This window comes from Nocardia sp. Tas62D01 (genome assembly GCF_055232035.1).
The window spans coordinates 8413330-8434995 of sequence record NZ_JBUYUZ010000001.1 but is presented as its reverse complement, the minus strand read 5'-3'; the positions used below and the strand labels follow the sequence as shown (position 1 = coordinate 8434995).

The following is a 21666-nucleotide window of genomic DNA, read 5'->3' as shown; positions in this document are numbered from 1 at the left end:
CTGGCCGAACACCTACCGAGGAGGACGATCAATGAGCAGATTCACCGACAAGGTCGCCGTTGTCACCGGCGCGGCGCAGGGCATCGGCGCGGCCACCGCGCTGAAGCTGGCCGTCGAAGGCGCGGTGGTCGCCGTGCTCGACCGCAATGCTCCGGACGACACCCTCACGCAGATCGAGCGAGCAGGCGGCACCGCCCGCGGCTACATCTGCGATGTCACCGACCGCGCGTCCGTGCAATCCGTATTCGACCATCTGGCAACCGATCTCGGTGCACCACACATCCTCGTCAACAATGCGGGCATCACCCGCGACGACCTGTTCTTCCGACTCTCCGAGGACGACTGGAACGCGGTGCTGTCGGTCAACCTGACCGGCGTCTACCACTGCGCCCAGGTCGCCCAGAAATTCATGGTCGCCCAGCGGTACGGCAAGATCGTCTCGCTGTCGAGCCGCTCGGCCCTCGGCAACCGTGGCCAGGCGAACTACGCCGCCGCCAAGGCCGGCATCCAGGGCCTGACCGCAACCCTCGCCATCGAACTCGGCCCCTACAACGTCAACGTCAACGCCGTCGCCCCCGGCTACATCGCCACCGCAATGACCGCCGCCACCGCCAACCGCATCGGCCTCACCGCCGAGGAACACCAGAAAATCATCGCCGAGCACACTCCCCTCGGCCGCGTCGGCCAACCCGCAGAGGTCGCCGCCGTCATCGCCTTCCTCGCCAGCGACGAGGCCTCCTACGTCAGCGGCCAGACCCTGTACGTCAACGGCGGAGCCCGCTGACCCGCCATCCTCCTCGAATACGAGAGCGGCCGCCCGGTATGCGAATGTGACGTCGAGTCCGTTCGATCGACGACATGCCCATTCGACAGCAAGACCGCTAGCCGATGCCCTCAGGCACCGTCGGGTCGATGCTCGGCATCCCAACGCTGACGAGCCGAAGCGATGGCGCCTTTGTGATCTCGTGACCAATCGGCAACAGTCAGAATCGCCTGCGCGAGCCTGCGTCCGGTCTCGGTGAGCCGATACTCGACCTGCGGCGGGATGGTCGGATATGCGATCCGGTCCACCATCCCGTCCCGGCACAACCGCTTGGTGGTCAGCGTCAGCATGCGCTGCGAGATCCCCGGAATCGCTCGTTCCAGCTCACGGAAGCGGCGCACCCCCTTGCTCAACTCCACGATCACCAGCACCGTCCATCGATCCCCCAGCCGGTCGAGCACATCCCGGATCCCGCAGTCGTACTCGCCACAGCTGCGGATGCTGGGACGTGTTCAGCAACTGCAACGTTCGGGAGTGTTCCGATGATCCTTGTAACCGGTATCTCCGGGTCGCTCGGCGGCCTCGTCTTCGACGGGCTGTCCGCGCTCGACGACCCCACCGTCATCGCGGCAGCCGCTCCGGTGACGGCGTCGATAGCCGACGGGTCGAATTCGACGACCCCACGACCCTGGCCGACGGCTTCCGGGACGTAGACGTACTGGTGTTCATCTCGGCCGGATACGCCGAAGACGATGTGGTGGTTGCCCGGCACGGCGCAGTAGTCGCCGCCGCCACGGCCGCCGGGGTCCGGCACGTCATCTACACCAGCCTCGCGGGTTCCGGCGATCTGATGACCATCGCGCTACCGCACCGGTGGACCGAGACACGTTTGACGGCCGCACCGCTGGATGTGACGATCCTGCGCAACGGCCTCTACGCCGAGGTGTCGGTCGGTCTTGGCCGCAGCGGGCGCGGCGTCGGCCGCCGAAACCGGTGTCTACGCGGCCGCATTCGGCACCGGGCGGGTCTCGGAGGTCGCCCGCGAAGACCTCGCCGATGTAGCGGTGCGGGTGACCGCCGAGACCAGCCGGGACCTCCTCGCGGGCGGTCGCAGCAGACACGCGGACAAGGTGTACGAACTGGAGGGCATCGCCACGATCGGTGGGCTCGACATCGCCGAAGTCTTGACCGAATCGCTGGGCCGATCGGTGGACTATCGGACGATGTCGTTGTTCGACACGCGAATTGCCTTGCAGCACCTCGGAATGGAGCCCTACCAGATCACGAATGCGCTCTCGCTGTTCGCGAACATCGGCGCGGGCGTGCTCGAGGCGAGCCATACCGATCTGCTCGAACTGCTACCCACCGAACCCCATGACGTGCGAGCGCTCATCACCGGCGCCGTTCAAGCCGGTGGGTACCAATCCATTTCGGTCGACGCGCCCCGCTGAGTTCGGCTGTCCTGGCGCCGCGCCGAGCCGATCGGAGAATTCGGTCGGTCTCGGTCAGCGTGACGCGTTCACCAGGGCACCGTGCCGAACCGGTCGAAGAAACTGCCGGTCGGCCCGTCCGGTCCGATGGAGGCGAGCCGGACGATGGCATCGGTGCCCTCGGTGACGGTCTGGTGGCCGGAATTGTTGTTCAGATCCGTTGCGGTGTAACCGGGATCGACGGCGTTCACTTGAATACCGGGCAGCGCTCGCGAGTACTGCGAAGTGATCATGTTCAGCGCGGTCTTCGACGACGGATACGGCAGTCCGAGCAGGCTGGATTCGAGGCGGGTCGGGTCGGAGGTGATGGCCAGCGAGCCGATCCCGCTGGACACCATCACGATTCGGGGCTGGGTGGCGGCGCGCAGCAGCGGGAGGAAGGCGTTGGTCACCGCAACTGCGCCGAAGACGTTGGTCTCGAAGACCGCGCGGAAGTCGGCCGCCTCGGTCTCGGGTGGGGACTTTCGGGTGCCGCCGATGCCCGCATTGTTCACCAGCACATCCAGCCGCGAGGTCCGTTGCCCGACCGCCTCGACGGCCGCGGCGATCGATGCGGTAGAGGTGACGTCCAGCTGGACGAATTCGACGTTCAGTCCGGCCTCGGCGAGTTCGGCGGCCGTCGCCTTGCCGCTGTCGGCACCTCGCGCTCCGAGAAAGACCTGCCAACCCTGTTCGGCCAGCCTGCGGACCGTCTCTCGACCCAGTCCCTTGTTCGCCCCGGTGACCAGGGCGGTTGTGGTGTCGTTCGTCGCGTTCATGATTCGAGCATCGTCCGCGGCACCGAAGCTCGCCAGGGTTGGCAACTCCTGGGAGCAACAGTCCCACCCGGTCTCTCCCCCGCTGCGGCATGATCGGTGCATGGATCGCACGGAACTCGCCGAGCTGCTTCGGCAGGCCCGCTCGCGCGTCCGGCCCCGCGATGTCGGGTTGCCCGCGGGATCCCGCAGACAGGTGCCAGGACTGCGGCGCGAAGAAGTCGCACAACTGGCCGGTGTCAGCGTCGACTATGTGGTCCGGCTCGAGCAGGGCCGCGGCCCGCACCCCTCGACCGCCGTTCTCGCGGCATTGGCCCGCGCGCTGCGCCTCAACGACGAGGACCGGGATCTGCTGTTTCAGTTCGCCGGCGCCGCACCACCCCAGGCCGGCCGCATCGCCATGGTGGTCCGGCCAAGCGTGCTGCGGCTGCTGGACCGAATGGACGATCTGCCCACGCTGGTCCTCTCCGCGAAAGGCGATGTGCTGGCCTGGAATTCGATGGCGGCAGCGCTGCTCGGCGATTTCTCCGCTTGGCCGCCGGCGCAGCGCAACATCATCTGGCAGCAGTTCCTCGGCACCGGCCCCCGGCGCGTGGCGATGGCCCCTGCCGAAGCGGCGACCGCCGCCGTGTTCTCGGTGGGCAGCCTGCGCAGCGCCAGAGCCCGCTACCAGGACGACCTCGACCTGCTCCGCCTGATCAGCGAATTACGCGCGCGCAGCCCACGATTCGAACAACTGTGGAACGAGCGTCGCTCCGAGCAGTGGCGCAGCGCGACCAAATCGGTCGACCATCCCGAGCTGGGCCTACTGGTCTTGGAGTGCGACACGCTGCTCGTCCCGGACACCGACCAGGTCGTCATCGTCTACTCCGCCGCACCCGACACCCCCGCGGCCTCCGCCCTCGCACTGCTGCGCATCACCGGCACCCAACAGTTCACCGAGCGAACGTAATTCGAGCACGCCCGTGCACGTGTGCGAGTTCTGCGACGGCACGATCAGTCGTCGGAACGTGTGACTCGATGTCGCCGCCATCGTGCGACAGCCGACCGCACAGCGCCCTCGGGGAGTGCCGACACGACCGGACCCGGCGGCCCGGTCGTGTTCCTCCGCTGCCTATGCGGCCTTGTATTTGCGGAGGTATTCGCCGGTGAGTGAGGTCGGATGCTCCAGCAGTGCGGCCGGAGTGCCGGTGAAGACCACCTCGCCACCGTCCTTGCCGCCGTCGGGGCCCAGGTCGATCACCCAGTCCGAGTGGGCGACCACGTCCAGATTGTGTTCGATCACAATGACCGTATTACCGCGGTCGACCAAACCGTCCATCAGCGCGAGCAGAGTGTCCACATCCGACATGTGCAGCCCGGTGGTCGGCTCGTCCAGAACGTAGACGGTGCCGGTGTTCTGCAGCTGGGTGGCCAGCTTGATGCGTTGCCGCTCACCGCCGGACAGGGTGCTCATGGCCTGGCCAAGGCTCAGGTAGTCGAGGCCTACTTCGTTCATGGTGCGCAACCTGGTATGAAGCGCCTTCTCCGCGAAGAACTTCAGCGCCTCCTCGGCCGTCATCTCCAGTACGTCGGCAATCGACTTGCCGCGCAACGTGTGTGCGAGCACCTCATCGGAGAAGCGTCGTCCGTCGCAGGCGTCGCAGTGGGTGGTCACCGGATCCATGTAGGCGACCTCGGTGATGATGACCCCGCGGCCCTCGCATTGTTTGCAGGCACCGGCCGAGTTGAAACTGAACAGGCCCGGCGACTCCCCGGTGGCCTTGGCGAACAGCTTGCGGATGGGATCCATCAACCCCAGATACGTGGCCGGGGTGGAGCGCGACGACGCCGCGATCGCGGACTGGTCGACGAAGATCGCCTCGGGATGCTTGCGCACGAACACATCTCGGATGAGGCTGCTCTTACCGGATCCGGCCACACCGGTGATCGAGGTGAGCACACCGGTCGGAATCGCGACCGTCACATCCTTCAGGTTGTGCACGCTGGCATGCTCGATAACCAACTCGCCGTTCGACTTCCGGAACGTTTCCTTCACCGTGAACAGCCTGCGCAGTCCGGCGCCGGTAGGAGTATCGGACTCGCGCAGGTCGGCGAAGCTGCCCTCGAACACCACCTGCCCGCCGTGCACACCGGCGCGTGGACCGACATCGACGATGTGGTCGGCGATCTGGATGACATCGGGATCGTGCTCGACGACGAGCACGGTATTGCCCTTGTCCCGCAACTCCTTCAACAGATTGTTCAACCGGCCGACATCCCGGGGATGCAGCCCGACGCTCGGCTCGTCGAAGATGTAGGTCATCCCGATCAATGTGCTGGCCAGATGCTTGATCATCTTGAGCCGCTGCCCCTCACCGCCCGACAGGCTCGAGGTCGCCCGATCCAGGCTCAGATAGCCGAGCCCGATATCGGCGACCCGCTGCAGCGCGGTGCGGATGGCCCCGGCGAGCCCGAGCGCGGCCGGATCGGTGACCTCCTCCAGCACCGCCATCAGATCGGTGATCTGCAACCGCGACCAGTCGGCGATATTGCGTCCATTGATCTTCGTCGCGAGCGCCTCGGCATTGAGCCGAGCGCCCTAATGGGAGCTACCGGGTCGGTCGGTAGGGCAGACTCGGTGCCGGTAGCCCCGGCAGGTGAGCACTTACGCACCCTGAGCTTCGAGTTCTTGTGTCAGACCGTGCCCCTGCCGGTGGCCGGGAGCGAAACAACTTATGGGATGTCGTGCCCACCAACACCTTTGGTGTGAGCACTGGTCCATTAGGGCGCTGGGTCTCCCGTCGGCTGCTGATAACCGAACCGGCAGATTCAGGAGCACACGATGCTGTTCGTCGGAGACGACTGGGCCGAAGATCACCATGACGTGGAGGTGCAGGACGAACAAGGCAAGACCCTGAAGGCAGCCAGGCTACCCGAGGGCGTCGAGGGCATGACCCGGCTGCATGAGCTGATCGCCCGGTTCCTGCCACAGGATTCCGATCCCGGGCAGGTGCTGGTGTGCATCGAGACCGACCGCGGCACGTGGGTGCGGGCGCTGGTCGCGGCCGGCTACCAGGTGTACGGGGTCAACCCGAAAACCGCTGCCCGTCATCGGGAACTGCTGTCGCTGTCGGGCGCCAAGGACGACAAGGCCGACGCGAAGACCCTGGCCGACATGCTGCGCACCCGCCGCCACCAGCTGCGTCAGGTCGCCGCCGATTCCGACGAGGCCGCGGCGGTCAAGGTCGCCGCCCGCGCGCATCAGACGTTGATCTGGGAACGCACCCGGCACATGCTGCGGCTGCGCACGGCGCTGCGCGAGTACTTCCCGGCGGCACTCGAGGCCTACAAGCCGCTCGGGCTCGCCGGTGCCGACACCCTCGAACTGCTGGGCAAGGCCGCCGATCCCGCCACTGCGGCACGGTTGACGATCGGCCAGATCACTACCGCGCTCAAGCGGGCACGACGCCGCGATATCCCCGCCAAGGCCGCCGCGATCCAGGCGGCGCTGCGCGGTGAGCACCTGGGCCAGGCCGAGATCGTGGCCGGCGCCTACGCGGCATCGGTCCGCGCGACGGTCGCGGTCCTGCGCACCCTCAACGAGCAGGTCAAGATCCTCGAGGGCGAGGTGGGGTCGTGTTTTGGCCGGCACCCGGACGCTGAGGTCTACCTCAGCCAACCCGGCATGGGCGTGATCACCGGCGCCCGGGTGCTTGCCGAGTTCGGCGACGCCGATGGCCGTTACGCCGACGCCAAATCCCGCAAGAACTACGCCGGCACCGCCCCGATCACCCGCCAGTCCGGCAAGACCAAAACCGTCCACGCCCGGTTCGTCCACAACGATCGGCTCGTCGACGCCCTGCACATGCAGGCCGGTGCGGCGATCCTGCACGACCCCGGAGCGCGCGCCTACTACGACGAGCTACGAGCCCGCGACATGAACTACAACGCCGCTCTCCGCCAGCTCGGCAACCGGCTCGTCGGCATCCTGCACGGCTGCCTGAAAACCAAGACTCCCTACAGCCAGCAAGCGGCCTGGTCACACCGCTACCAGCACCTCGCAGCTTGAATTTCCTTGACACCCAAGCTCCTGGGATGTCTGACACGTCGGGCACACACCCTCGGTGAGGAACTTCTGCATCTGCTCGCGGGTCTTCTCGCTGAGCGTGGAGGTGTCGCGCTGCAATCGGGTGCGGGTGAATTTGGTCGCCACCCCTTCGTAATTCGCCTTCCAGGTGCCCTTGCTGAAGGTCAGCTCCACCTTGCCGCCACTGCCGTAGAGCAGATCATGGAACTCCTCCTCGGTGTAGTCGGCCAGCGTCTTGTCCGGATCGAACCGACCCGACTTCCCGTAGAGCTGCCAGTCACCGCTGCCGACCGCGTAGCCGGGCAACAGGATCGCGCCGTCGTTGAGCGACTTGCTGCGATCAACCAGCCGATCCGGATCGGCACGCACAGTCATGCCGAGGCCATCGCAATCCGGGCACATCCCCTGCGGCACATTGAAGGAGTAGTTGTAGACGAATCCGGCCGAGGGCGAACCGAATCGGGCGAACATGGCGCGCACCATCGAGTAGATATCGGTCATCGTCCCGACGGTGGAGCGCGGGCCGCCACCGACCGGCTGCTGGTCGATGATCACCGGCGCGGTCAGGTTCTCGATCGCCTCGGCGTGCGGGCGCTCGTAGCGTGGCAGGAAGTTGAGTATGAACGCCGGGAACGTGGCGTAGAGCTGGCGCTGGGATTCCACGGCGATGGTGTCGAACACGATCGAGGACTTCCCGGACCCGGAGACACCGGTGAACACGGTGATCTTGTTCTTCGGAATCTCCAGCGACACATCACGCAGGTTGTGCTCGCTGGCGCCCAGCACCCGGATGACATCGCGAGCGGCGGATTCGGTGAATGGCATAGCCACAACCATGCCATCCGCCACCGACATTGCGCGCGGCGAAGAGTGACATAAATCACATTGATTCTGATTGTGAATAACTCTCCGCGCGGTCTCGTCGGTACGGTCGTCTTGGTGAGTCGCGATCCGTATTGGAACCACAACACGCACTACCATTCCTGGCTGCTGGCCCAGGTCCCACCGACCGCACAGACCGCGCTCGACGTGGGCTGCGGTGACGGATTACTCGCGAACAAGCTTGCGCACCAGTGCGATTCCGTCCTTGGGATCGATATCGACGCCGACGTCCTCACCCGCGCCCGCGGCCGGGCCAACGTTCGTTTCTGGCGCGCCGACTTCCGCACACTGTCGGGCCGCTTCGATTTCGTGTCGGCGGTGGCGAGCGTTCATCATGTGCCGCTGCCCCAGGGCCTCACCGCGCTGCGCGATCTGGTCGCGCCCGGCGGCACCCTGGTGATCCTCGGTCTATGGAAGATGAGCGTGCGGACCGACCCGCTGCACACCGTCCTGATACCGGTCATCCGGGCCGTCGATGCCGTGCACCCCGCAGCTACCGACCCGGCACCCGTGCAGAGTCCGCAGGACACCCTCGCCGAGATCCGGCGCGCGGCAGCCGACATCCTGCCCGACGCTCGCATCCGACGCCGATTGATGTGGCGCTATACCTTGCTCTGGCACAAGCCGACCGAATAGGCCGGGCCACCACTGCTCCGCAGCTACTGCCCATGAGCAGGCCTACGGCGGGCCTCGTCCGTTCGATCGAACGGACGGCACCCGATCAGCGCAGCAGCTCGATGACCGGCGCGAAGTTCTCCATGCTGTCCTCGAGCACGGTGATGTAGCTGATGCCATACTGCTCGCGGCGCTCGCGCAGTCGCTGCGCCATCTCCTCCGGCGTCCCGATCAGCAGGATCGGCAGTTCTTCCGGCGTGTCCGCGACCTCCGGCGGCAGCGCGGGACCGAATACCTCCAACACCGCCGAGCGGTCCTGGGGCGGAACCACCCGCTGGATAAGGATATTCAGCTCCACCTGCTCGGCGCGCGCACCGAGCAGCCCGCGCACATAGGCGATCCGCTCCGCGGTTTCCTCGAGCCCGGCCATCTGCAGCGGCGCGCCGTTGCGGGCGGCCGCGGCACCGGTGAATCCGATGATGTCGGCGTGCGCGGCGGCGACCCGCAGCAGCCGGTCACCCCAACCGGCGATAAGCAGCGGCGGACCCGACGGCTGCGCGGGCTGCGGCTGATATTCCGGGTCCGCGAACAGTCGGCGCAGCGTGACGACCGTGTTCTCCAGGTGCTCGACGCGCTTGCCGCCGCTCTCGAACGGGATTCCCGCCGCCTCGAATTCGGCCTTCACATACCCAGCGCCCAGGCCGAGTTCCACTCGACCGTCGGTGAACCGGTCCGTACCCGCGACATCGCGGGCCAGCAGCACCGGGTTGTAGAACGGCGTGTTCAGCACGAAGGTGTTCAACCGGACCCGCTCGGTCGCCTCGGCCGCCAGAACTATCGCAGGAAACGGCGCGGGCAACCCTAGATGATCGGCCACGCCGATCACGTCGTATCCGAATTCCTCGGCCCTGCGGCACTTTTCGACCCAGTTGGCCCGCGACTCGGGAACCACCATGTTGACGCCGAACCGGAACGGTCGCTGCACAGTCACAACCCTTGTCTACCCAATGCGGTCCGGTTAGGCCAACTCGACGGCCGTCCGCCCGGTCGGCTCAGCACTGCACGAACGCGCTCGCAGCCAGGGCGATACCGATCAGAGTGAGCGCCGCCGCGAACACCGGCAACCGACGGCGGACCGGCGGACGCGTCGCCCGATTATCCGGCGATGCGCGCTCAGGTCCGGAATCGACGGTCTCTTCCGTGGTCGTGCGGCGCCGCCACCAGCGCCGCAGCAGTCCTATCGTGGTGATGAGCAGCGTGGCGACCAACATGTCCGAATCCCTCAGGCCGAGGCGGAGTTCGCCGACAACGGTCCCGGATTCCGTACTGGCCCACCGGAACCACGACCTCGCGGTTGCGCGACGATTCCGTACACCAGCAGGCTGTCGGCGGTGTCGACGACCATTTCCCGGATCGGGCGCATCGTCGCGCCGAGTTCCCGGCGCGCCTTCTCGGCGCTGAGCCGTTCGGTGCGCCCCAGCGTCGGTACGGCCAGGCGCAGCCCCTTGTCGAACACGGCGATCGTCCGCACCAGCCAATCCGGCAGTCCGCGGGTCGGTACCCGGAACCCGAGGGAGTCGAACTCCTCGGCCAATATTCGCGCCATCTCCCCCATCCAGAGGTGCTCGCCCGAGCAGATATACCGATTCCCCGCGGCCTCTGGCACCTCCATGGCCAGCCGGTGCGCGGTCGCGAGATCCCGCACATCGACGACCGACCACCCCACCCGCGGTGACCCTGGCGTGTCGCGGGCGAGCAGTCGGCGGATCGGTTCGTGCGAGGTGCTCGTTGCCGCGTATTGCACCGGCCCCAGCACCATTCCGGGGTTCACCACCGCCAGTTCGAGGCCGCGATCGGCGGGCTGCGCATCGACAAACTCCCAGGCCGCCCGCTCGGCCAGGGTCTTGCTCTTCTGATAGGCCGGACTGCGTTCCACCACCGTCCAATCCGCCTCGGTGCGCAGCGCGTCGGTCCGATGACCGTGCGCCACGGCCGCGATCGACGACGTGAGTACCACTCGCCGCACCGTGTCGCTCGCGACGCAGGCGCGCAGCACCCGCAGAGTGCCGTCCACGGCGGTGGTGATCAATTCCTGTTCGTCCTCCGGCGGCGCCGATGGAAACGGCGAGGCCACGTGTAGGACGTAGGTACAGCCGGAAACCGCTGCAGCCCAGCCGGATTCGCCGTCCAGGTCCGCCGCGACGAATTCGAGGTCGCCGCCGGTGCGCTCAGCCAGCCGCAGCAGATGCGCCCGCCTGCCGGTGTTTCCGAGGTCGCGGACCGTTGCGCGCACCGCGTAACCGTGCTCCAGCAGTTCCGCGATGCAGTGCCCGGCGACGAATCCCGTTGCACCGGTGACAAGTACCCGTGTGCTCATATGCTCACCCGTCTCGAGGTCGGCACCAATCTGAGCGCCGCTCAGATAATCTAAGCATCGCAAAGATAGGTTGTCCAGGGTCTGTCGCCTAGGCTCGAACGGTGACGCGGACCTCCTACCACCACGGCGCATTGCGTGACGCGCTGCTGGCTGCCTGTCTGCGGTTGATCGAAACCGAGGGCATCGGCGCGGTCAGCCTGCGCCGGGTGGCCCGCGAAGCCGGCGTCAGTACCGGCGCGCCCTACCACCACTTCCCTGATCGAGCCGCGCTGCTCGCGGCCCTGTCCACGCAGGGATTCCGGCAACTCGGCAGCGAATTGGCGGCAGCGCGCTCGAACGCGGCGGCGCCACTGGAGGCGCTGACCGCGCTCGGCCAGGCGTATGTGCGGTTCTCCCGCGCGCACCCCGGCTATTTCCGGCTGATGTTCCGCCCCGAGCTATCCCAGCCGGACAAGCATCCCGACGCCATGGCCGCAGGCGATGCGGCGTTCGCCGTGCTGGCCGACGTCGTCGCCGACTGCGTCGCGGCCGGCGTACTGCCCGCGGCCAAGGCCGACACGCTAGCCGTCACCTGGTGGGGCCTCGCGCACGGACTGGCCTCGCTCTGGCTCGACGGACAATTGGAGAAGCGTTCGGTGCAGTTCGGCACGACGGCCCCCGAGCTCGTCGACGACATCATGCGCACGTTCACGACTCTCGTCGCTCCCGGCGCGTAACGCGCGCCGCCGCATCGCACCCCAGCAGCCTGCGCTGGCCTACAGTAAAATTGAATGTTTGCTGTCCCCGCCCTGCACTCCCGCACTTGATCCGAGAGGTAAGACCGGATGACCGCACAGCAGCTCGATCCCGTCGTCCAAGAGTTCGTCGACGCGCTCAACGCCAATGACAACGACCGGTTCTACGGCATTCTCACCGACGACGCGTCCATGTCCGACGACGGCGTCGAGCGGAATGTCGCACAGTGGACCGACTCCGAAATCTTCGGCAGCAACGGGCGCATGGACATCGAATCCGTCGGCGACGGCGGCACCGACCTGGTTGCCAACTACACCAATTCCCGGTGGGGTTCGATGCGCACCACGTGGCGATTCACCGTGCGCGAGGGCAAGATCAGCCGATTCGAAACCGGCCAGGCCTGATCGCGCTTGCCTTCGCCACCGCGACCTTGCCAGGCTGACGTCGTGTTCGTCGCGCCCCGTTACGGTACGGGCTCCCTGGCAGATCTGTTCCCCTCCCTGCTCGCCGGGCTCGGTATACCCGGCGAGGTCGACCGGCTCGGCCTCGGTCTGACAGCCAACCGGATCTGCGTACTGCTGATCGACGGCCTCGGCGCACAGGCGCTGGCCGCCCATCCCGATGTGGCGCCGTTCCTGTCGAGCCTCGTTCCGACCGAGCTGGCGGCGGGCTTCCCCAGCACCACCGCGACCAGCCTGAGTTCGCTCGGCGTCGGCGTTCCGCCCGGCGAGCACGGCATCGTCGGATATCTGATCAAAGTTCCCGGCTACGACCGGCTGGTGAATTCGCTGCGCTGGCGACTCCACGGCGAGGGGCCGAAGATCGACCTGCTGCGCGAGCTCGTCCCCGAGCAATTCCAGCCGAGCACAACGGTATTCGAGCGCGCCGTGGCGCACGGCATCGCCGTCACCCAGGTAGCCCCCAACTATCAGGCTGCCTCCGGACTTACCCGAGCGGTGTTGCGCGGCTGCGAATTTCGACCCAACGTCTCCTTCGGCGACCTCGTCGCAGGCGTCGCCGAAGCGCTGCGCGCGGGCAGCCGCTCGCTCGTCTACGCCTACCACGGTGACCTCGACACCACCGGACACGTGCGCGGACCCACCTCGGACGCATGGCTTTTGGAGCTCACGCACGTCGACCGCCTCGCCGCCGCCATCGCCGAACACCTCCCGCCCGACGGCGCGCTGATCGTCACCGCCGACCACGGCATGGTGGAACTCGACGAACGCATCGATTTCGACACCACAGCCGCACTGCAGGACGGCGTGGCCCGCCTCGGCGGCGAGCCGCGCGCCCGGCACGTGTACACCGTCGAGGGCGCCGCATCCGATGTCGCGGCCGCCTGGCAAGAATTCCTCGGCGCCGACTTCGCCGTGCTGGCCCGCGCCGACATCATCGCTCGCGGCTGGTTCGGCCCCACCGTCTCCCCGCAGTTCGCCGATCGCATCGGCGACCTGGTGGTGGTCGCGGGCGGCGGCCGCGGTGTCATCCGCAGCGGAGCCGAGCCGCTGCAATCGATCATGGTCGGCCATCACGGTTCACTCACACCGGCCGAGATGAACGTACCGCTGCGCATCACCCTCCACTGATTGTCCACATTGTTGGCCTTACGCTGGTGGCGATCGTCGCGGGCTCTGCCGCTCGCCCAGTCGCCAGGAGGAACACATGAACGCCACGCTGTCACAGACGGGCCTCGGGGTCGCGGCGGTCGCGTTATTGCTGGCCGGCTGCACCGATGTCCAGCGCGTACTCAACCGCGGTGGCGACACCCCGTGCAGCGAATACGTCAAGCAGGATCAGGACACCAAGCGGATGACAATCACCAAGTTCGTCAAGCAGCAGACCAAGGACGATCACGAACCCGCGGGCACCGTCGTGGACGGAACGATGATCTCGGTCGACCTGCTCTGCGGCGCGCAGCGAAATGCGGAAACGCCGATCAAGAACGCCGACGTGGCAGGCATTTTCATGAACAAGTGACCGTGGCGCGACCGCTGACCCACACGTTGCGGTGCGCGCCGCCGCGGCCGCCAGCTTGCTCCGCGACGAGGTCGCCCAGTCCTGGCAGCGTTCGCTGCACACCGTCGACCCCGGGCACCATCCTGTGGTCGTGCGGCGACCGCAGTGTCCGGCGCCACGCCGAATAGGTGAACTTCGCCCCGGGCGGTTGCTGGGACGAAAGCCACTTGGGTACCAACGCTTTATCGCTCGCGTTGCACAACGATCGACCGACCACCGGTCTTCTCCGCCGAGCATCTGGTCGCGGCATGCTACTGCGCGCCGATCCACGCACCCGATGCCAGACAGGTCGGCGTGCTCGATCAGTCCAGCTCCTGGAACCGCTCCCATCCCGCGGTGATGACCTCGGTGCGGGCCCTTGTCCCCGCGGTCGAGACCATGCTGCGCGCCGCTGCCCCCGCACCGGCAGCGGGTGTCTGCCTCGAATGCCTCGGCGCCGCAAGGGCTTTTGCGAGAGGGCAAGCCGGTGCCGCTGCCGCCTCGCCAACTCGAAATCCTGGCGCTGCTCGCGCTGGAACCCGACGGTTTCACCCCACTGCACGCCGCCGTCTACGGCGACCGCCCGGCATCCGCCAGCACGCTGAAAGCCGATGTCTCAGGCCGGCACCGCAAGCCCCGTCGTCGGTGCCGGCCGGGATGACGGGGTGCGGGCGCGCAGGTGACGAACGGTCAGCGACCGGGCAGGAAGCGGATGCTGCGCGCGAGCATCATCAGCAGCCGCTGCCACTTGTCCTGCGAAACCAGCGGCGGCGCATCCAGGTTCATGAACCTGGTGACGACCACCGTCTGCGGTTCGGTGAACTTCAGCAGTCCGTCCGGGCCGTGCCTGCGGCCGACGCCGGAAATTCCCATGCCACCCATCGGGGCCGCGGTGGTACCCCAGGCCGGGGCATATCCCTCGTCGACGCATACCGTGCCGGCATGCAGTTGCTGCGCGATCTGCTCGCCCTCGCTCTTGGTGGCCCCCCACACGCTGGCATTCAGGCCGTACTCGGTGTCGTTGGCCAGCCGGATTGCCTCGTCCGCGGCGTCGACCGGGTAGATCGACACCAGCGGGCCGAAGGTTTCGTCGCGGCCGCAGGACATCTCGTCGGTCACGTCGGCCAGCACCGTCGGCTCGAAGAACAGCGGGCCGAGATCCGGGCGCGCCTTGCCGCCGGCCAGCACCTTCGCGCCCTTGGAGGTCGCGTCGGCGACGTGCTTGGTGACGGTCTCCAGTTGCGCCTCGGAGATGAGGCTGCCGATATCGGTCGAATAGTCGTAGGCGGCACCGAGTTTCGCGGTCTCGACGGCGGCGACGAACTTTTCGGTGAATTCCGCGGCGATCGCCTTCTCCACATAGAGCCGCTCGATCGAGATGCACAGCTGCCCGGCATTGGAGAAGCAGGCCCGTACCGCCGCCTTCGCGGCCTTGTCCAGCTTCGCGCCATTGGTGACGATCATCGGGTTCTTGCCGCCCAGTTCCGCGGAGAACCCGATCAGCCTGCGTCCGCACTGCTCGGCCAGTGCGCGACCGGTGGCCGAGGAGCCGGTGAACATCAGGTAGTCGCAGGCATCGACGATCGCGGTGCCCACCACCGTGCCCGGCCCCGGCACCACCGCGAGCAGATCGCGCGGCAGCCCTGCCTGATACAGCACCTCCGCGCTGGCCAGCGCGGAGAACGGAGTTTGGCTGTCGGGCTTGGCGACCACCGCGTTGCCCGCGAGCAGCGCGGGGATCGAGTCACCGATCGACAGCAGCATCGGGTAGTTCCACGGTGCGATGACGCCCACCACGCCCTTGGGCTGATGCCGGACGGCGGCACGGTTGAGCACCGGGAACGCGCCCGGCACCGAATGCGGTTCGAGCAATCCCGGCGCGGCCTTAGAGAAGTATCGGGCCGCGAACATCAGGCCCATGATCTCTTCCTGGGCCGCCCAGCGCGCCTTGCCGGTCTCGGCCTGGATCACGTCCATCAGGAACTTGCGGTTTCCCACTACCAGCGCCCGGTATCGCTCCAGCACCGCGGCGCGTTCCTTGGCCGAGCGTGCGGCCCAGCGCGCCTGCGCTGCCGCGGCCCTGCCGAAGGCGGCCGTCACATCCTCGGCGGTGCCAACGGGCACGGTGCCGAGCGGCTTACCGGTGAAGGTCTCGACGATCGTCTTGGTCGCGCGCGCCCCGGGGCTATCGATCGCGGCGAGCGCGCTCAGACGAGCGAAGACTTCGGCTTCAGGCGCGGGCATCATCGCCTCCTACTTGGGAGTAACCGCCGGGTGCACACAATCTACGCCGTCGCGCTCTCGGAGCGCACACGCCGGACCCGGTCGGCGGCCGGTGCCAACGAATTGGCCGGAACTGTCGACTACACGGCCTTCGGCAGATCCAACCGGCGTCGGTCTCCGAATCTTCTATGGGCACGGCAGAAGCCATGGCGTCGAGGTGAATTCGTCAATCCGCAAAAGCAGAAGTTCTCTTCGAAGTCAAACTGAGTCCCGCTCACCAGGACACAATCCCCGGACCGGTGGGCATCTCGATTAGGTTGTGCCGATGTTCAGAGCGAGGCTCGGGGTCCGAACGCGGATTCTGGCGATCGCGCTCGTCCCGAGCCTGACCCTGCTCGTGGTCGGCGTGGGCGCGGCGGGGTACCTGGTGGCCGAGGCAAATAAGGCCAAAGAATGGGTCACGCAGAATCAGCAATCGCTGCAGCCGGGGCGGGAATTCATGGACGCGGTCCAGGAGGAACGCCAGCTCACACTCGCCGCGCTGGCCGGTGACGAGACCGTCATGCCCGCGCTCGGCGCGGCCCGGCTGCGGTCGGACAGCGCGTTCAAGGGTCTCGTCGGCGTCGCGTTCGGTCCACGCGCGGCGGACGATTCGCAGGTCCGCGAGTACGGCGCGAACTTCGCGGCCATGCAGACCGCGATATCCCAGGTGCGCGCCGCGACCGATGCGGGCCAACTGCCCGTGCTCGATGCGTACATGTCCTACAACCGCCAACTCGAGGCCATCCTCTCCGGCACCGAGCTCGCCGAGCAGACCGCGCCGGACGCCGAAATCGGTGTGTTCCTCGCCGATAGCAAGCGATTGTTCCATGTGGTGGAAGCGATGTCGCGCAGTAATGCCCTGGCCAATTTGATCGCCACCGCGAACGGGCCAACACCCATTCCGGTGGAGGAGTTCCTGCGCGAGACCGGCTTCTACCACACCGAAGTCGACAATCTCTCCAGAGACCCGAACGGGATCGAGGCCCTGAAGACTCTCAAGGCGAGCCCGGCGTGGCAGCAGCTGACGTCGATGGAAAACGCGCTGGCACAGCGCGCCGTAACCCCGCCGAGCACCGCCTCGTCGAGCAGTCCGGGCAAGCCCTCGACCCCGCCGCCACTGCCGTTGAGCACACAGGAATGGCACAGCGCCGCCGCCGAGGTGAACCGAGTGCTGGTCGACACCTGGATGGCGCACAACAATCAAACGCAGAAAGTGGCCGAGGGCAAGGCCATCGATGCCGCCACGAATTCCGCCTACGCCGGTGGCGGCGTCATAGTGGTCAGCCTGCTGGCAATCCTGATCGCGGTGGTGCTGGCCAACCGGATCATCCGCAGGCTCAAGCGTCTTCGCGGCGAAACCCTCGCCCTGGCCGACGAACGCCTGCCCGAAATGACGCGGCGGCTGGGCGAGGGCGAAGACATCGACCCGGCCACCGAATCACCGAACCTGGACTACGGTCACGACGAAATCGGCCAGGTGGCCAAGGCATTCCAGCACGCGCATACCGCGGCCGTCGCCGCGGCGGTGAACGAGGCGCGCACCCGAGAAGGCGTGAAGGCCGTCTTCCTCAATATCGCCCACCGCAGCCAGATCGTCGTGCACCGGCAGCTGGAGATACTCGACCAGGCCGAGGCGCAGCAGGAGGATCCGGCCCTGCTCGACACCCTCTTCCGGCTCGATCACCTGGCCACGCGCCAACGCCGCAACGCCGAGAACCTGATCATCCTCGGCGGCGGCCAGCCCGGCAGGCAGTGGCGCAACCCGGTGCCGCTGGTCGACGTGGTGCGCAGCGCCGTCGGCGAAACCCTCGACTACGCCAAGGTTCGGGTCGCGCGCTTGCCCGATACGCACGTAATGGGTACCGCCGTCGCCGACCTCATCCACCTGCTCGCCGAGCTGGTGGACAACGCGACCGCGTTTTCGCCGCCGCAGTCGCACGTCGAGGTGACCGGCAATGTGGTCGGTAAAGGCATTGTCGTCGAGATCAGCGATCAGGGCATGGGCATGCTGGAGGGTGACGTCGCTAAGATGAACGACATGCTGCGGAGCCCACCGGATTTCGGTGTCGCCGCGCTGTCCGCCGATTCCCGGCTCGGCCTGTTCGTCGTCGCGCGACTCGGCGCCCGCCACGGCGTGTCGGTCCGGTTGACGGAGTCCGACTACGGCGGAATCCGCGCCATCGTGCTCATTCCCTCGGCGCTGATCGCGGTCGAAACCTACACTTCCACACCGGGGCTCGATGCTCCCGAGTCCACGCGCCGCCGCCGGCACCCGGTGCCGTTCGTCGACTCCACACCGCGCACCGCCGCGGAGCCCGAATCCGCGGTGCTGACCGCGGAGCCCGAGGCGCCACCGGTCACCGAGCCGCCGCGGGCGCTCCCGGCCAGCGAACCGCGCCCGACCGCGCCGCCGCAGCAGCAGACCGGACCCGATGGCAGGCCCGCACTGCCGCGCAGGAGCCGGCAGGCCAGGCTCGCACCACAATTGGCGCAACCGGCTCCCGAGCCCGCTGCGGAGTCGAGCCCGGAACGAGCGCGCACCGCGGAGCAGGCCCGAGATCTCATGTCCGCCATCGAGAACGGAACCCGACAGGGTCGGCAGGCGGTGCCCGATGAGCAGGCCCACTGGCCTGCCGCGCCCTCGGATGAACAGGAAGGCAACGGTGACTTCTTCCAACCCCGGTGATCTCAACTGGCTCCTCGATGACCTCGTCGATCGGCTGGCCGGAGTGCGCTACGCGGTGGTGCTGTCCACCGACGGCCTGCTACTCGGCCGGTCGACCGCGATGACCCGCGAGGACGCCGAACACTTCGCCGCCATGTCCTCCACGCTCTACGGGCTGGCACGTAGCGCGGGCAGCCGCTTCGACGGCGGCGGGGTCCGGCAGGCGGTGATCGAACTCGATCGCGCGGTGCTGTTCGTGACCTCGGCGGGCGATAACGCCTGTCTCGCACTGCAAGCCGCCGAGACAGCGAATCTCGGCATGGTGGCCTACGAAATGAACGTCACCGTCCAACGTGTCGGCACCTACCTATCCACCCCCGCGCGACTGCCGTGACACGCCAGGGTGAGCAGTGGTTCGACGAGGCTGCCGGCCCGCTCGTCCGGCCCTACGCGGTGACCCGCGGCCGCACCCTCGGCGCGGGTCACGATCTGGACATGCTCACGGTGGTGGTCACCGCCGACCGCGCGCCCACCCTGCGGCGGCCTGAACCCGAATACGCACAGATCGTTTGGCTCTGTCGCACCCCGCAGTCGGTCGCCGAGGTGGCGGCTATTGTGAAACTGCCCTTGGCGGTGACCAAGATCCTCGTCGGCGATCTGATCGGCGAGGGACACCTGATCTTCCGGGCTCCGGTGCAGCCGGAAGCTGGCCCGGGCGATCTCAACATATTGCGAGCGGTACTGAATGGCATCCGAAAAATCTGACCCGACCCGGCTCGACGCGAGCTCGGCGCCGCAGCTGGCGGCCTCGGTCAAGATCCTCATCGCCGGGGGATTCGGCGTCGGCAAGACCACCATGGTGTCGGCGATCAGCGAGATCACACCGCTGCACACCGAGGAATTGATCACCGAGGTCAGCACCGGCGTCGACGATCTGTCCGGTGTTGAGCAGAAGACCACCACCACCGTGGCGCTGGACTTCGGCCGTATCACCATCGATCCCGGTCTGGTGCTCTACTTGTTCGGCACGCCCGGGCAGGACCGGTTCTGGTTTCTGTGGGACGAGCTCTCCCGCGGCGCGCTCGGCGCCGTGGTGCTGGCCGACACCCGCCGCCTCGGCAATTCCTTTGCCGCGGTGGACTTCTTCGAACGCCGCGGCCTCGCCTTCACTGTCGCGGTGAACTGCTTCGACGGTGCTCCGATCTATACCGTCGAAGAGGTCCGCGACGCGCTCGATCTCGACGACCACATCCCGGTGCTGCTGTGCGACGCGCGGAACCGGGCGTCGTGCAAGGAGGTGCTGATGAACCTGGTACAGCACCTCATCGAACGAGCGGGACGATCGACCGTTACCACCTGAGTCGCTCCCGCGAGGCGACCCACCCACCCGGCTCTACACCTTCGGGTGCGGCCGGGCGGTTTAGCGCCGCTTCCAATACCGTTGGCAAGCAGGTGCATTCATCGACCCTCCGACGGTGCCCGCCGCTGCGCCCCCACCCTTCGGGGCCCCACAGTTCGGGTCTGTCGGGCGGTGTGCGACCCGATCGATACTTGCGGCGAACATTCGCAGATCGAACGGAGTTATCAGTGCGTTTCACACGAACACTTGCCACCGCCGCCGTAGCCGGCGCGATGATCACCTCGGCCGCCTTCACGACCGCACCCGCGTTCGCCGCACCGGCCGAGGCTCCCGCACCGGGCGCCATCGCCGACAGCGGCTCGGCCAGTGGCTCGGCCAGCTACGGGCACGATTTCATCGAGTTGATCAGCTGCCTGCTCAAGGGGTCGGTCACCGGCTCGAAGGCGCCGCTCTGCTGATCGGCCTCACGCCTGATGCCGCCAGGCAATGAAGAACAGGACGCCGCCGGCGCCCAGCACGAGGGACACCGGGACCGGAAACCACGGCCCGGTGTGCCCGAGGATCTGGCGGATCAGCCGAACCTGCAGCGCACCGAGTCCGGCCACCAGCGCCAACCAGGCCGGGAGCAGCCCCACCCCGAGCAGCGCGTGCACCGCCCACGCGCCCGCGAGCGTCGGCCCGCCCCAGGAATTCTCGTAGTCGCCCGCCGCGATCAGCGGGTACGCGATCCCGCGCACGGCCGCGAGGATGGCCAGAAACGCCAGAAACCACGTCAGCAGGCCGACCGCGACAGCAAGTACTGAATGCAGAATGGCGCGGACTGCAGAGGGGTCCCGCACCGCGATGGACTCACCAAGCATCCGCCGCGGCACCCGCAACCGGACGGCCACCGAACGGCAGGCGAGCGGTCCCGCCACCAATGCGTAACCGGCCCAGCGCGACAACGAGCACACCGACTTCATCCAGCGACCGTATCGCGATCGATGGTCGCGCGATCACCGCACCGGCCGATCGCGCGTGAACGAACGCCGACGATCCGGTGACTCAGGCCAATCGGCCCGTATCCACGAGATCGTCGAACAGCAACTGATCGACCGGCGGCACCAGGTCTCTGTCGGCGTAGGAGAACCAGGCGACCTCTTCGATCTCGCTGCTGGCCGCGAGCGTGCCGTGGTAGTCGGCCGTGTAGCAGCTCATCCGCACGACCACGCCGCTGTCGGGGCCGTATACCGCCGCCTCGTAGGTGCCGACGTGCGCGACAGTCTCCGGTAGCAGCGCGACGGTGAGTTCCTCTTCGATCTCGCGCAGCAGGGTCTGCACGTCGGTCTCGTCGCCTTCGCGCTTACCGCCGGGAATGTAGAAGAGGTCCTTACCGCGCGGCCGCGCACACAGGATGCGCCCGTCCTCGATCCGTACCCACGCCACCGTATCGATCAGCTGCCCCACTCGCCCGTCCGCCACCGCCGCAGCCTAATGGAACAGCCGGAGCGAGTCCGCCCTCAATTCGGTGTTCTTCCAAGTCGCGTTCGCGGGCATGCTGCTGACTGTCGTGCTGTGGTCGCACAACGTGTGGGGCTGGTCGGCATTGCGGACCGGGTTGGCGATCGCACCGGGGCCGCTGGTCGTGCCGGTCGCTAGGCGACTCGGACGGGCCGAATGTCTTGTCTGAGTACTCCGGACAGATGCTCGACC

At 67.3% G+C, this 21666-nt stretch carries 26 protein-coding genes and 1 pseudogene; 17 read left to right on the top strand and 10 right to left on the bottom strand.

Annotation, left to right across the window (positions count from 1 at the left end):
- Window positions 1-31 precede the first annotated feature (31 nt).
- Window positions 32-784, top strand: coding sequence for a 3-oxoacyl-ACP reductase FabG (gene fabG, locus ACV7NQ_RS40815; RefSeq protein ID WP_463364385.1), 753 nt, complete (start codon window positions 32-34; stop codon window positions 782-784).
- A gap of 110 nt (window positions 785-894) precedes the next feature.
- Here the strand turns inward: fabG and ACV7NQ_RS40810 are convergent, their stop codons facing one another.
- On the bottom strand, window positions 895-1224 hold the full coding sequence (locus ACV7NQ_RS40810) for a winged helix-turn-helix transcriptional regulator (protein ID WP_463364384.1): 330 nt from the start codon (window positions 1222-1224) through the stop codon (window positions 895-897).
- A 47-nt stretch (window positions 1225-1271) separates the two neighbouring features.
- On the opposite strand from ACV7NQ_RS40810, the pseudogene ACV7NQ_RS40805 reads away from it, so the two are divergent.
- A pseudogene (locus tag ACV7NQ_RS40805) lies at window positions 1272-1634 on the top strand (NAD(P)H-binding protein); the annotation flags it as partial.
- Between the two features lie 85 nt (window positions 1635-1719).
- Window positions 1720-2214, top strand: a complete 495-nt coding sequence (locus ACV7NQ_RS40800) for a Rossmann-fold NAD(P)-binding domain-containing protein (RefSeq protein WP_463366142.1) — start codon at window positions 1720-1722, stop codon at window positions 2212-2214.
- A 68-nt stretch (window positions 2215-2282) separates the two neighbouring features.
- Here ACV7NQ_RS40800 and ACV7NQ_RS40795 read toward each other — a convergent pair whose 3' ends face one another.
- Window positions 2283-3011 (bottom strand): SDR family oxidoreductase, encoded by a 729-nt coding sequence (locus ACV7NQ_RS40795; RefSeq protein WP_463364383.1) that lies wholly within the window; start codon window positions 3009-3011, stop codon window positions 2283-2285.
- 100 nt (window positions 3012-3111) lie between these two features.
- On the opposite strand from ACV7NQ_RS40795, the gene ACV7NQ_RS40790 reads away from it, so the two are divergent.
- Window positions 3112-3960 (top strand): helix-turn-helix transcriptional regulator, encoded by an 849-nt coding sequence (locus ACV7NQ_RS40790; RefSeq protein WP_463364382.1) that lies wholly within the window; start codon window positions 3112-3114, stop codon window positions 3958-3960.
- Window positions 3961-4122: 162 nt separating this feature from the next.
- On the opposite strand, the gene ACV7NQ_RS40785 is transcribed toward ACV7NQ_RS40790, so the two are convergent.
- Complete coding sequence (locus ACV7NQ_RS40785) at window positions 4123-5520, bottom strand: ATP-binding cassette domain-containing protein (protein ID WP_463364381.1); 1398 nt, start codon at window positions 5518-5520, stop codon at window positions 4123-4125.
- Between the two features lie 312 nt (window positions 5521-5832).
- On the opposite strand from ACV7NQ_RS40785, the gene ACV7NQ_RS40780 reads away from it, so the two are divergent.
- Window positions 5833-7059: an IS110 family RNA-guided transposase gene (locus tag ACV7NQ_RS40780; protein WP_463363901.1), complete on the top strand. Its 1227-nt coding sequence runs from the start codon at window positions 5833-5835 to the stop codon at window positions 7057-7059.
- Here ACV7NQ_RS40780 and ACV7NQ_RS40775 read toward each other — a convergent pair.
- Window positions 7030-7902: a hypothetical protein gene (locus ACV7NQ_RS40775; protein ID WP_463364380.1), complete on the bottom strand. Its 873-nt coding sequence runs from the start codon at window positions 7900-7902 to the stop codon at window positions 7030-7032. The two genes, ACV7NQ_RS40780 and ACV7NQ_RS40775, sit on opposite strands and share 30 nt — an antisense overlap.
- A 114-nt stretch (window positions 7903-8016) precedes the next feature.
- On the opposite strand from ACV7NQ_RS40775, the gene ACV7NQ_RS40770 reads away from it, so the two are divergent.
- Entirely contained in the window at window positions 8017-8595 is a 579-nt protein-coding gene (locus tag ACV7NQ_RS40770) for a class I SAM-dependent methyltransferase (protein WP_463364379.1), read from the top strand.
- Window positions 8596-8680: 85 nt separating this feature from the next.
- Here the strand turns inward: ACV7NQ_RS40770 and ACV7NQ_RS40765 are convergent, their stop codons facing one another.
- The 3 genes from ACV7NQ_RS40765 to ACV7NQ_RS40755 all read right to left on the bottom strand — a co-directional run bounded on the left by ACV7NQ_RS40765 (window position 8681) and on the right by ACV7NQ_RS40755 (window position 10951).
- Window positions 8681-9559, bottom strand: a complete 879-nt coding sequence (locus tag ACV7NQ_RS40765) for an LLM class F420-dependent oxidoreductase (RefSeq protein ID WP_463364378.1) — start codon at window positions 9557-9559, stop codon at window positions 8681-8683.
- A gap of 67 nt (window positions 9560-9626) precedes the next feature.
- Window positions 9627-9845 (bottom strand): hypothetical protein, encoded by a 219-nt coding sequence (locus ACV7NQ_RS40760; RefSeq protein ID WP_463364377.1) that lies wholly within the window; start codon window positions 9843-9845, stop codon window positions 9627-9629.
- A gap of 11 nt (window positions 9846-9856) precedes the next feature.
- Window positions 9857-10951 (bottom strand): SDR family oxidoreductase, encoded by a 1095-nt coding sequence (locus ACV7NQ_RS40755; protein WP_463364376.1) that lies wholly within the window; start codon window positions 10949-10951, stop codon window positions 9857-9859.
- Between the two features lie 101 nt (window positions 10952-11052).
- Here ACV7NQ_RS40755 and ACV7NQ_RS40750 point away from each other — a divergent pair, with 101 nt between their 5' ends.
- The 5 genes from ACV7NQ_RS40750 (at window position 11053) to ACV7NQ_RS40730 (ending at window position 14345) form a co-directional block, all read left to right on the top strand.
- Window positions 11053-11667: a TetR/AcrR family transcriptional regulator gene (locus ACV7NQ_RS40750; RefSeq protein ID WP_463364375.1), complete on the top strand. Its 615-nt coding sequence runs from the start codon at window positions 11053-11055 to the stop codon at window positions 11665-11667.
- A gap of 108 nt (window positions 11668-11775) precedes the next feature.
- On the top strand, window positions 11776-12090 hold the full coding sequence (locus ACV7NQ_RS40745; RefSeq protein ID WP_463364374.1) for a nuclear transport factor 2-like protein: 315 nt from the start codon (window positions 11776-11778) through the stop codon (window positions 12088-12090).
- 42 nt (window positions 12091-12132) lie between these two features.
- Window positions 12133-13275 carry an alkaline phosphatase family protein gene (locus ACV7NQ_RS40740; protein ID WP_463364373.1) on the top strand — a complete coding sequence of 381 codons (1143 nt, stop codon included), beginning with the start codon at window positions 12133-12135 and terminating at the stop codon, window positions 13273-13275.
- A 76-nt stretch (window positions 13276-13351) separates the two neighbouring features.
- On the top strand, window positions 13352-13666 hold the full coding sequence (locus ACV7NQ_RS40735) for a hypothetical protein (protein ID WP_463364372.1): 315 nt from the start codon (window positions 13352-13354) through the stop codon (window positions 13664-13666).
- A gap of 451 nt (window positions 13667-14117) precedes the next feature.
- A complete protein-coding gene (locus tag ACV7NQ_RS40730; protein WP_463364371.1) occupies window positions 14118-14345 on the top strand; it encodes a hypothetical protein in 228 nt (75 codons plus the stop codon).
- A 29-nt stretch (window positions 14346-14374) separates the two neighbouring features.
- Here the strand turns inward: ACV7NQ_RS40730 and ACV7NQ_RS40725 are convergent, their stop codons facing one another.
- On the bottom strand, window positions 14375-15928 hold the full coding sequence (locus ACV7NQ_RS40725; protein ID WP_463364370.1) for a succinic semialdehyde dehydrogenase: 1554 nt from the start codon (window positions 15926-15928) through the stop codon (window positions 14375-14377).
- A gap of 304 nt (window positions 15929-16232) precedes the next feature.
- On the opposite strand from ACV7NQ_RS40725, the gene ACV7NQ_RS40720 reads away from it, so the two are divergent.
- The 5 genes from ACV7NQ_RS40720 to ACV7NQ_RS40700 all read left to right on the top strand — a co-directional run bounded on the left by ACV7NQ_RS40720 (window position 16233) and on the right by ACV7NQ_RS40700 (window position 20432).
- Complete coding sequence (locus ACV7NQ_RS40720) at window positions 16233-18635, top strand: sensor histidine kinase (protein WP_463364369.1); 2403 nt, start codon at window positions 16233-16235, stop codon at window positions 18633-18635.
- Window positions 18613-19008 (top strand): roadblock/LC7 domain-containing protein, encoded by a 396-nt coding sequence (locus ACV7NQ_RS40715; RefSeq protein WP_463364368.1) that lies wholly within the window; start codon window positions 18613-18615, stop codon window positions 19006-19008. Before ACV7NQ_RS40720 ends, ACV7NQ_RS40715 begins: the two co-directional genes overlap by 23 nt.
- A complete protein-coding gene (locus tag ACV7NQ_RS40710; RefSeq protein ID WP_463364367.1) occupies window positions 19005-19379 on the top strand; it encodes a DUF742 domain-containing protein in 375 nt (124 codons plus the stop codon). The genes ACV7NQ_RS40715 and ACV7NQ_RS40710 overlap by 4 nt, the downstream gene beginning before the upstream one ends.
- Entirely contained in the window at window positions 19360-19974 is a 615-nt protein-coding gene (locus tag ACV7NQ_RS40705) for a GTP-binding protein (protein ID WP_463364366.1), read from the top strand. The genes ACV7NQ_RS40710 and ACV7NQ_RS40705 overlap by 20 nt, the downstream gene beginning before the upstream one ends.
- Before the next feature lie 227 nt (window positions 19975-20201).
- On the top strand, window positions 20202-20432 hold the full coding sequence (locus ACV7NQ_RS40700; protein WP_463364365.1) for a hypothetical protein: 231 nt from the start codon (window positions 20202-20204) through the stop codon (window positions 20430-20432).
- Between the two features lie 6 nt (window positions 20433-20438).
- Here the strand turns inward: ACV7NQ_RS40700 and ACV7NQ_RS40695 are convergent, their stop codons facing one another.
- Both ACV7NQ_RS40695 and ACV7NQ_RS40690 read right to left on the bottom strand, forming a co-directional pair.
- Entirely contained in the window at window positions 20439-20936 is a 498-nt protein-coding gene (locus ACV7NQ_RS40695) for a hypothetical protein (RefSeq protein ID WP_463364364.1), read from the bottom strand.
- Window positions 20937-21018: 82 nt separating this feature from the next.
- The gene (locus ACV7NQ_RS40690; protein WP_463364363.1) at window positions 21019-21435 is read right to left on the bottom strand and encodes an NUDIX hydrolase; all 417 of its coding nucleotides are present in this window, start codon (window positions 21433-21435) and stop codon (window positions 21019-21021) included.
- A gap of 46 nt (window positions 21436-21481) precedes the next feature.
- Here ACV7NQ_RS40690 and ACV7NQ_RS40685 point away from each other — a divergent pair, with 46 nt between their 5' ends.
- Window positions 21482-21643: a hypothetical protein gene (locus ACV7NQ_RS40685; protein ID WP_463364362.1), complete on the top strand. Its 162-nt coding sequence runs from the start codon at window positions 21482-21484 to the stop codon at window positions 21641-21643.
- Window positions 21644-21666: the final 23 nt, after the last annotated feature.

Excerpts from the sequence above, each read along its gene's own strand:
- fabG (WP_463364385.1), top strand. The coding sequence starts at position 32 with ATGAGCAGATTCACCGACAAGGTCGCCGTTGTCACCGGCGCGGCGCAG.
- ACV7NQ_RS40795 (WP_463364383.1), bottom strand. The coding sequence starts at position 3,011 with ATGAACGCGACGAACGACACCACAACCGCCCTGGTCACCGGGGCGAAC.
- ACV7NQ_RS40790 (WP_463364382.1), top strand. The coding sequence starts at position 3,112 with ATGGATCGCACGGAACTCGCCGAGCTGCTTCGGCAGGCCCGCTCGCGC.
- ACV7NQ_RS40780 (WP_463363901.1), top strand. The coding sequence starts at position 5,833 with ATGCTGTTCGTCGGAGACGACTGGGCCGAAGATCACCATGACGTGGAG.
- ACV7NQ_RS40775 (WP_463364380.1), bottom strand. The coding sequence starts at position 7,902 with ATGCCATTCACCGAATCCGCCGCTCGCGATGTCATCCGGGTGCTGGGC.
- ACV7NQ_RS40760 (WP_463364377.1), bottom strand. The coding sequence starts at position 9,845 with ATGTTGGTCGCCACGCTGCTCATCACCACGATAGGACTGCTGCGGCGC.
- ACV7NQ_RS40755 (WP_463364376.1), bottom strand. The coding sequence starts at position 10,951 with ATGAGCACACGGGTACTTGTCACCGGTGCAACGGGATTCGTCGCCGGG.
- ACV7NQ_RS40745 (WP_463364374.1), top strand. The coding sequence starts at position 11,776 with ATGACCGCACAGCAGCTCGATCCCGTCGTCCAAGAGTTCGTCGACGCG.
- ACV7NQ_RS40735 (WP_463364372.1), top strand. The coding sequence starts at position 13,352 with ATGAACGCCACGCTGTCACAGACGGGCCTCGGGGTCGCGGCGGTCGCG.
- ACV7NQ_RS40725 (WP_463364370.1), bottom strand. The coding sequence starts at position 15,928 with ATGCCCGCGCCTGAAGCCGAAGTCTTCGCTCGTCTGAGCGCGCTCGCC.
- ACV7NQ_RS40720 (WP_463364369.1), top strand. The coding sequence starts at position 16,233 with ATGTTCAGAGCGAGGCTCGGGGTCCGAACGCGGATTCTGGCGATCGCG.
- ACV7NQ_RS40705 (WP_463364366.1), top strand. The coding sequence starts at position 19,360 with ATGGCATCCGAAAAATCTGACCCGACCCGGCTCGACGCGAGCTCGGCG.
- ACV7NQ_RS40695 (WP_463364364.1), bottom strand. The coding sequence starts at position 20,936 with ATGAAGTCGGTGTGCTCGTTGTCGCGCTGGGCCGGTTACGCATTGGTG.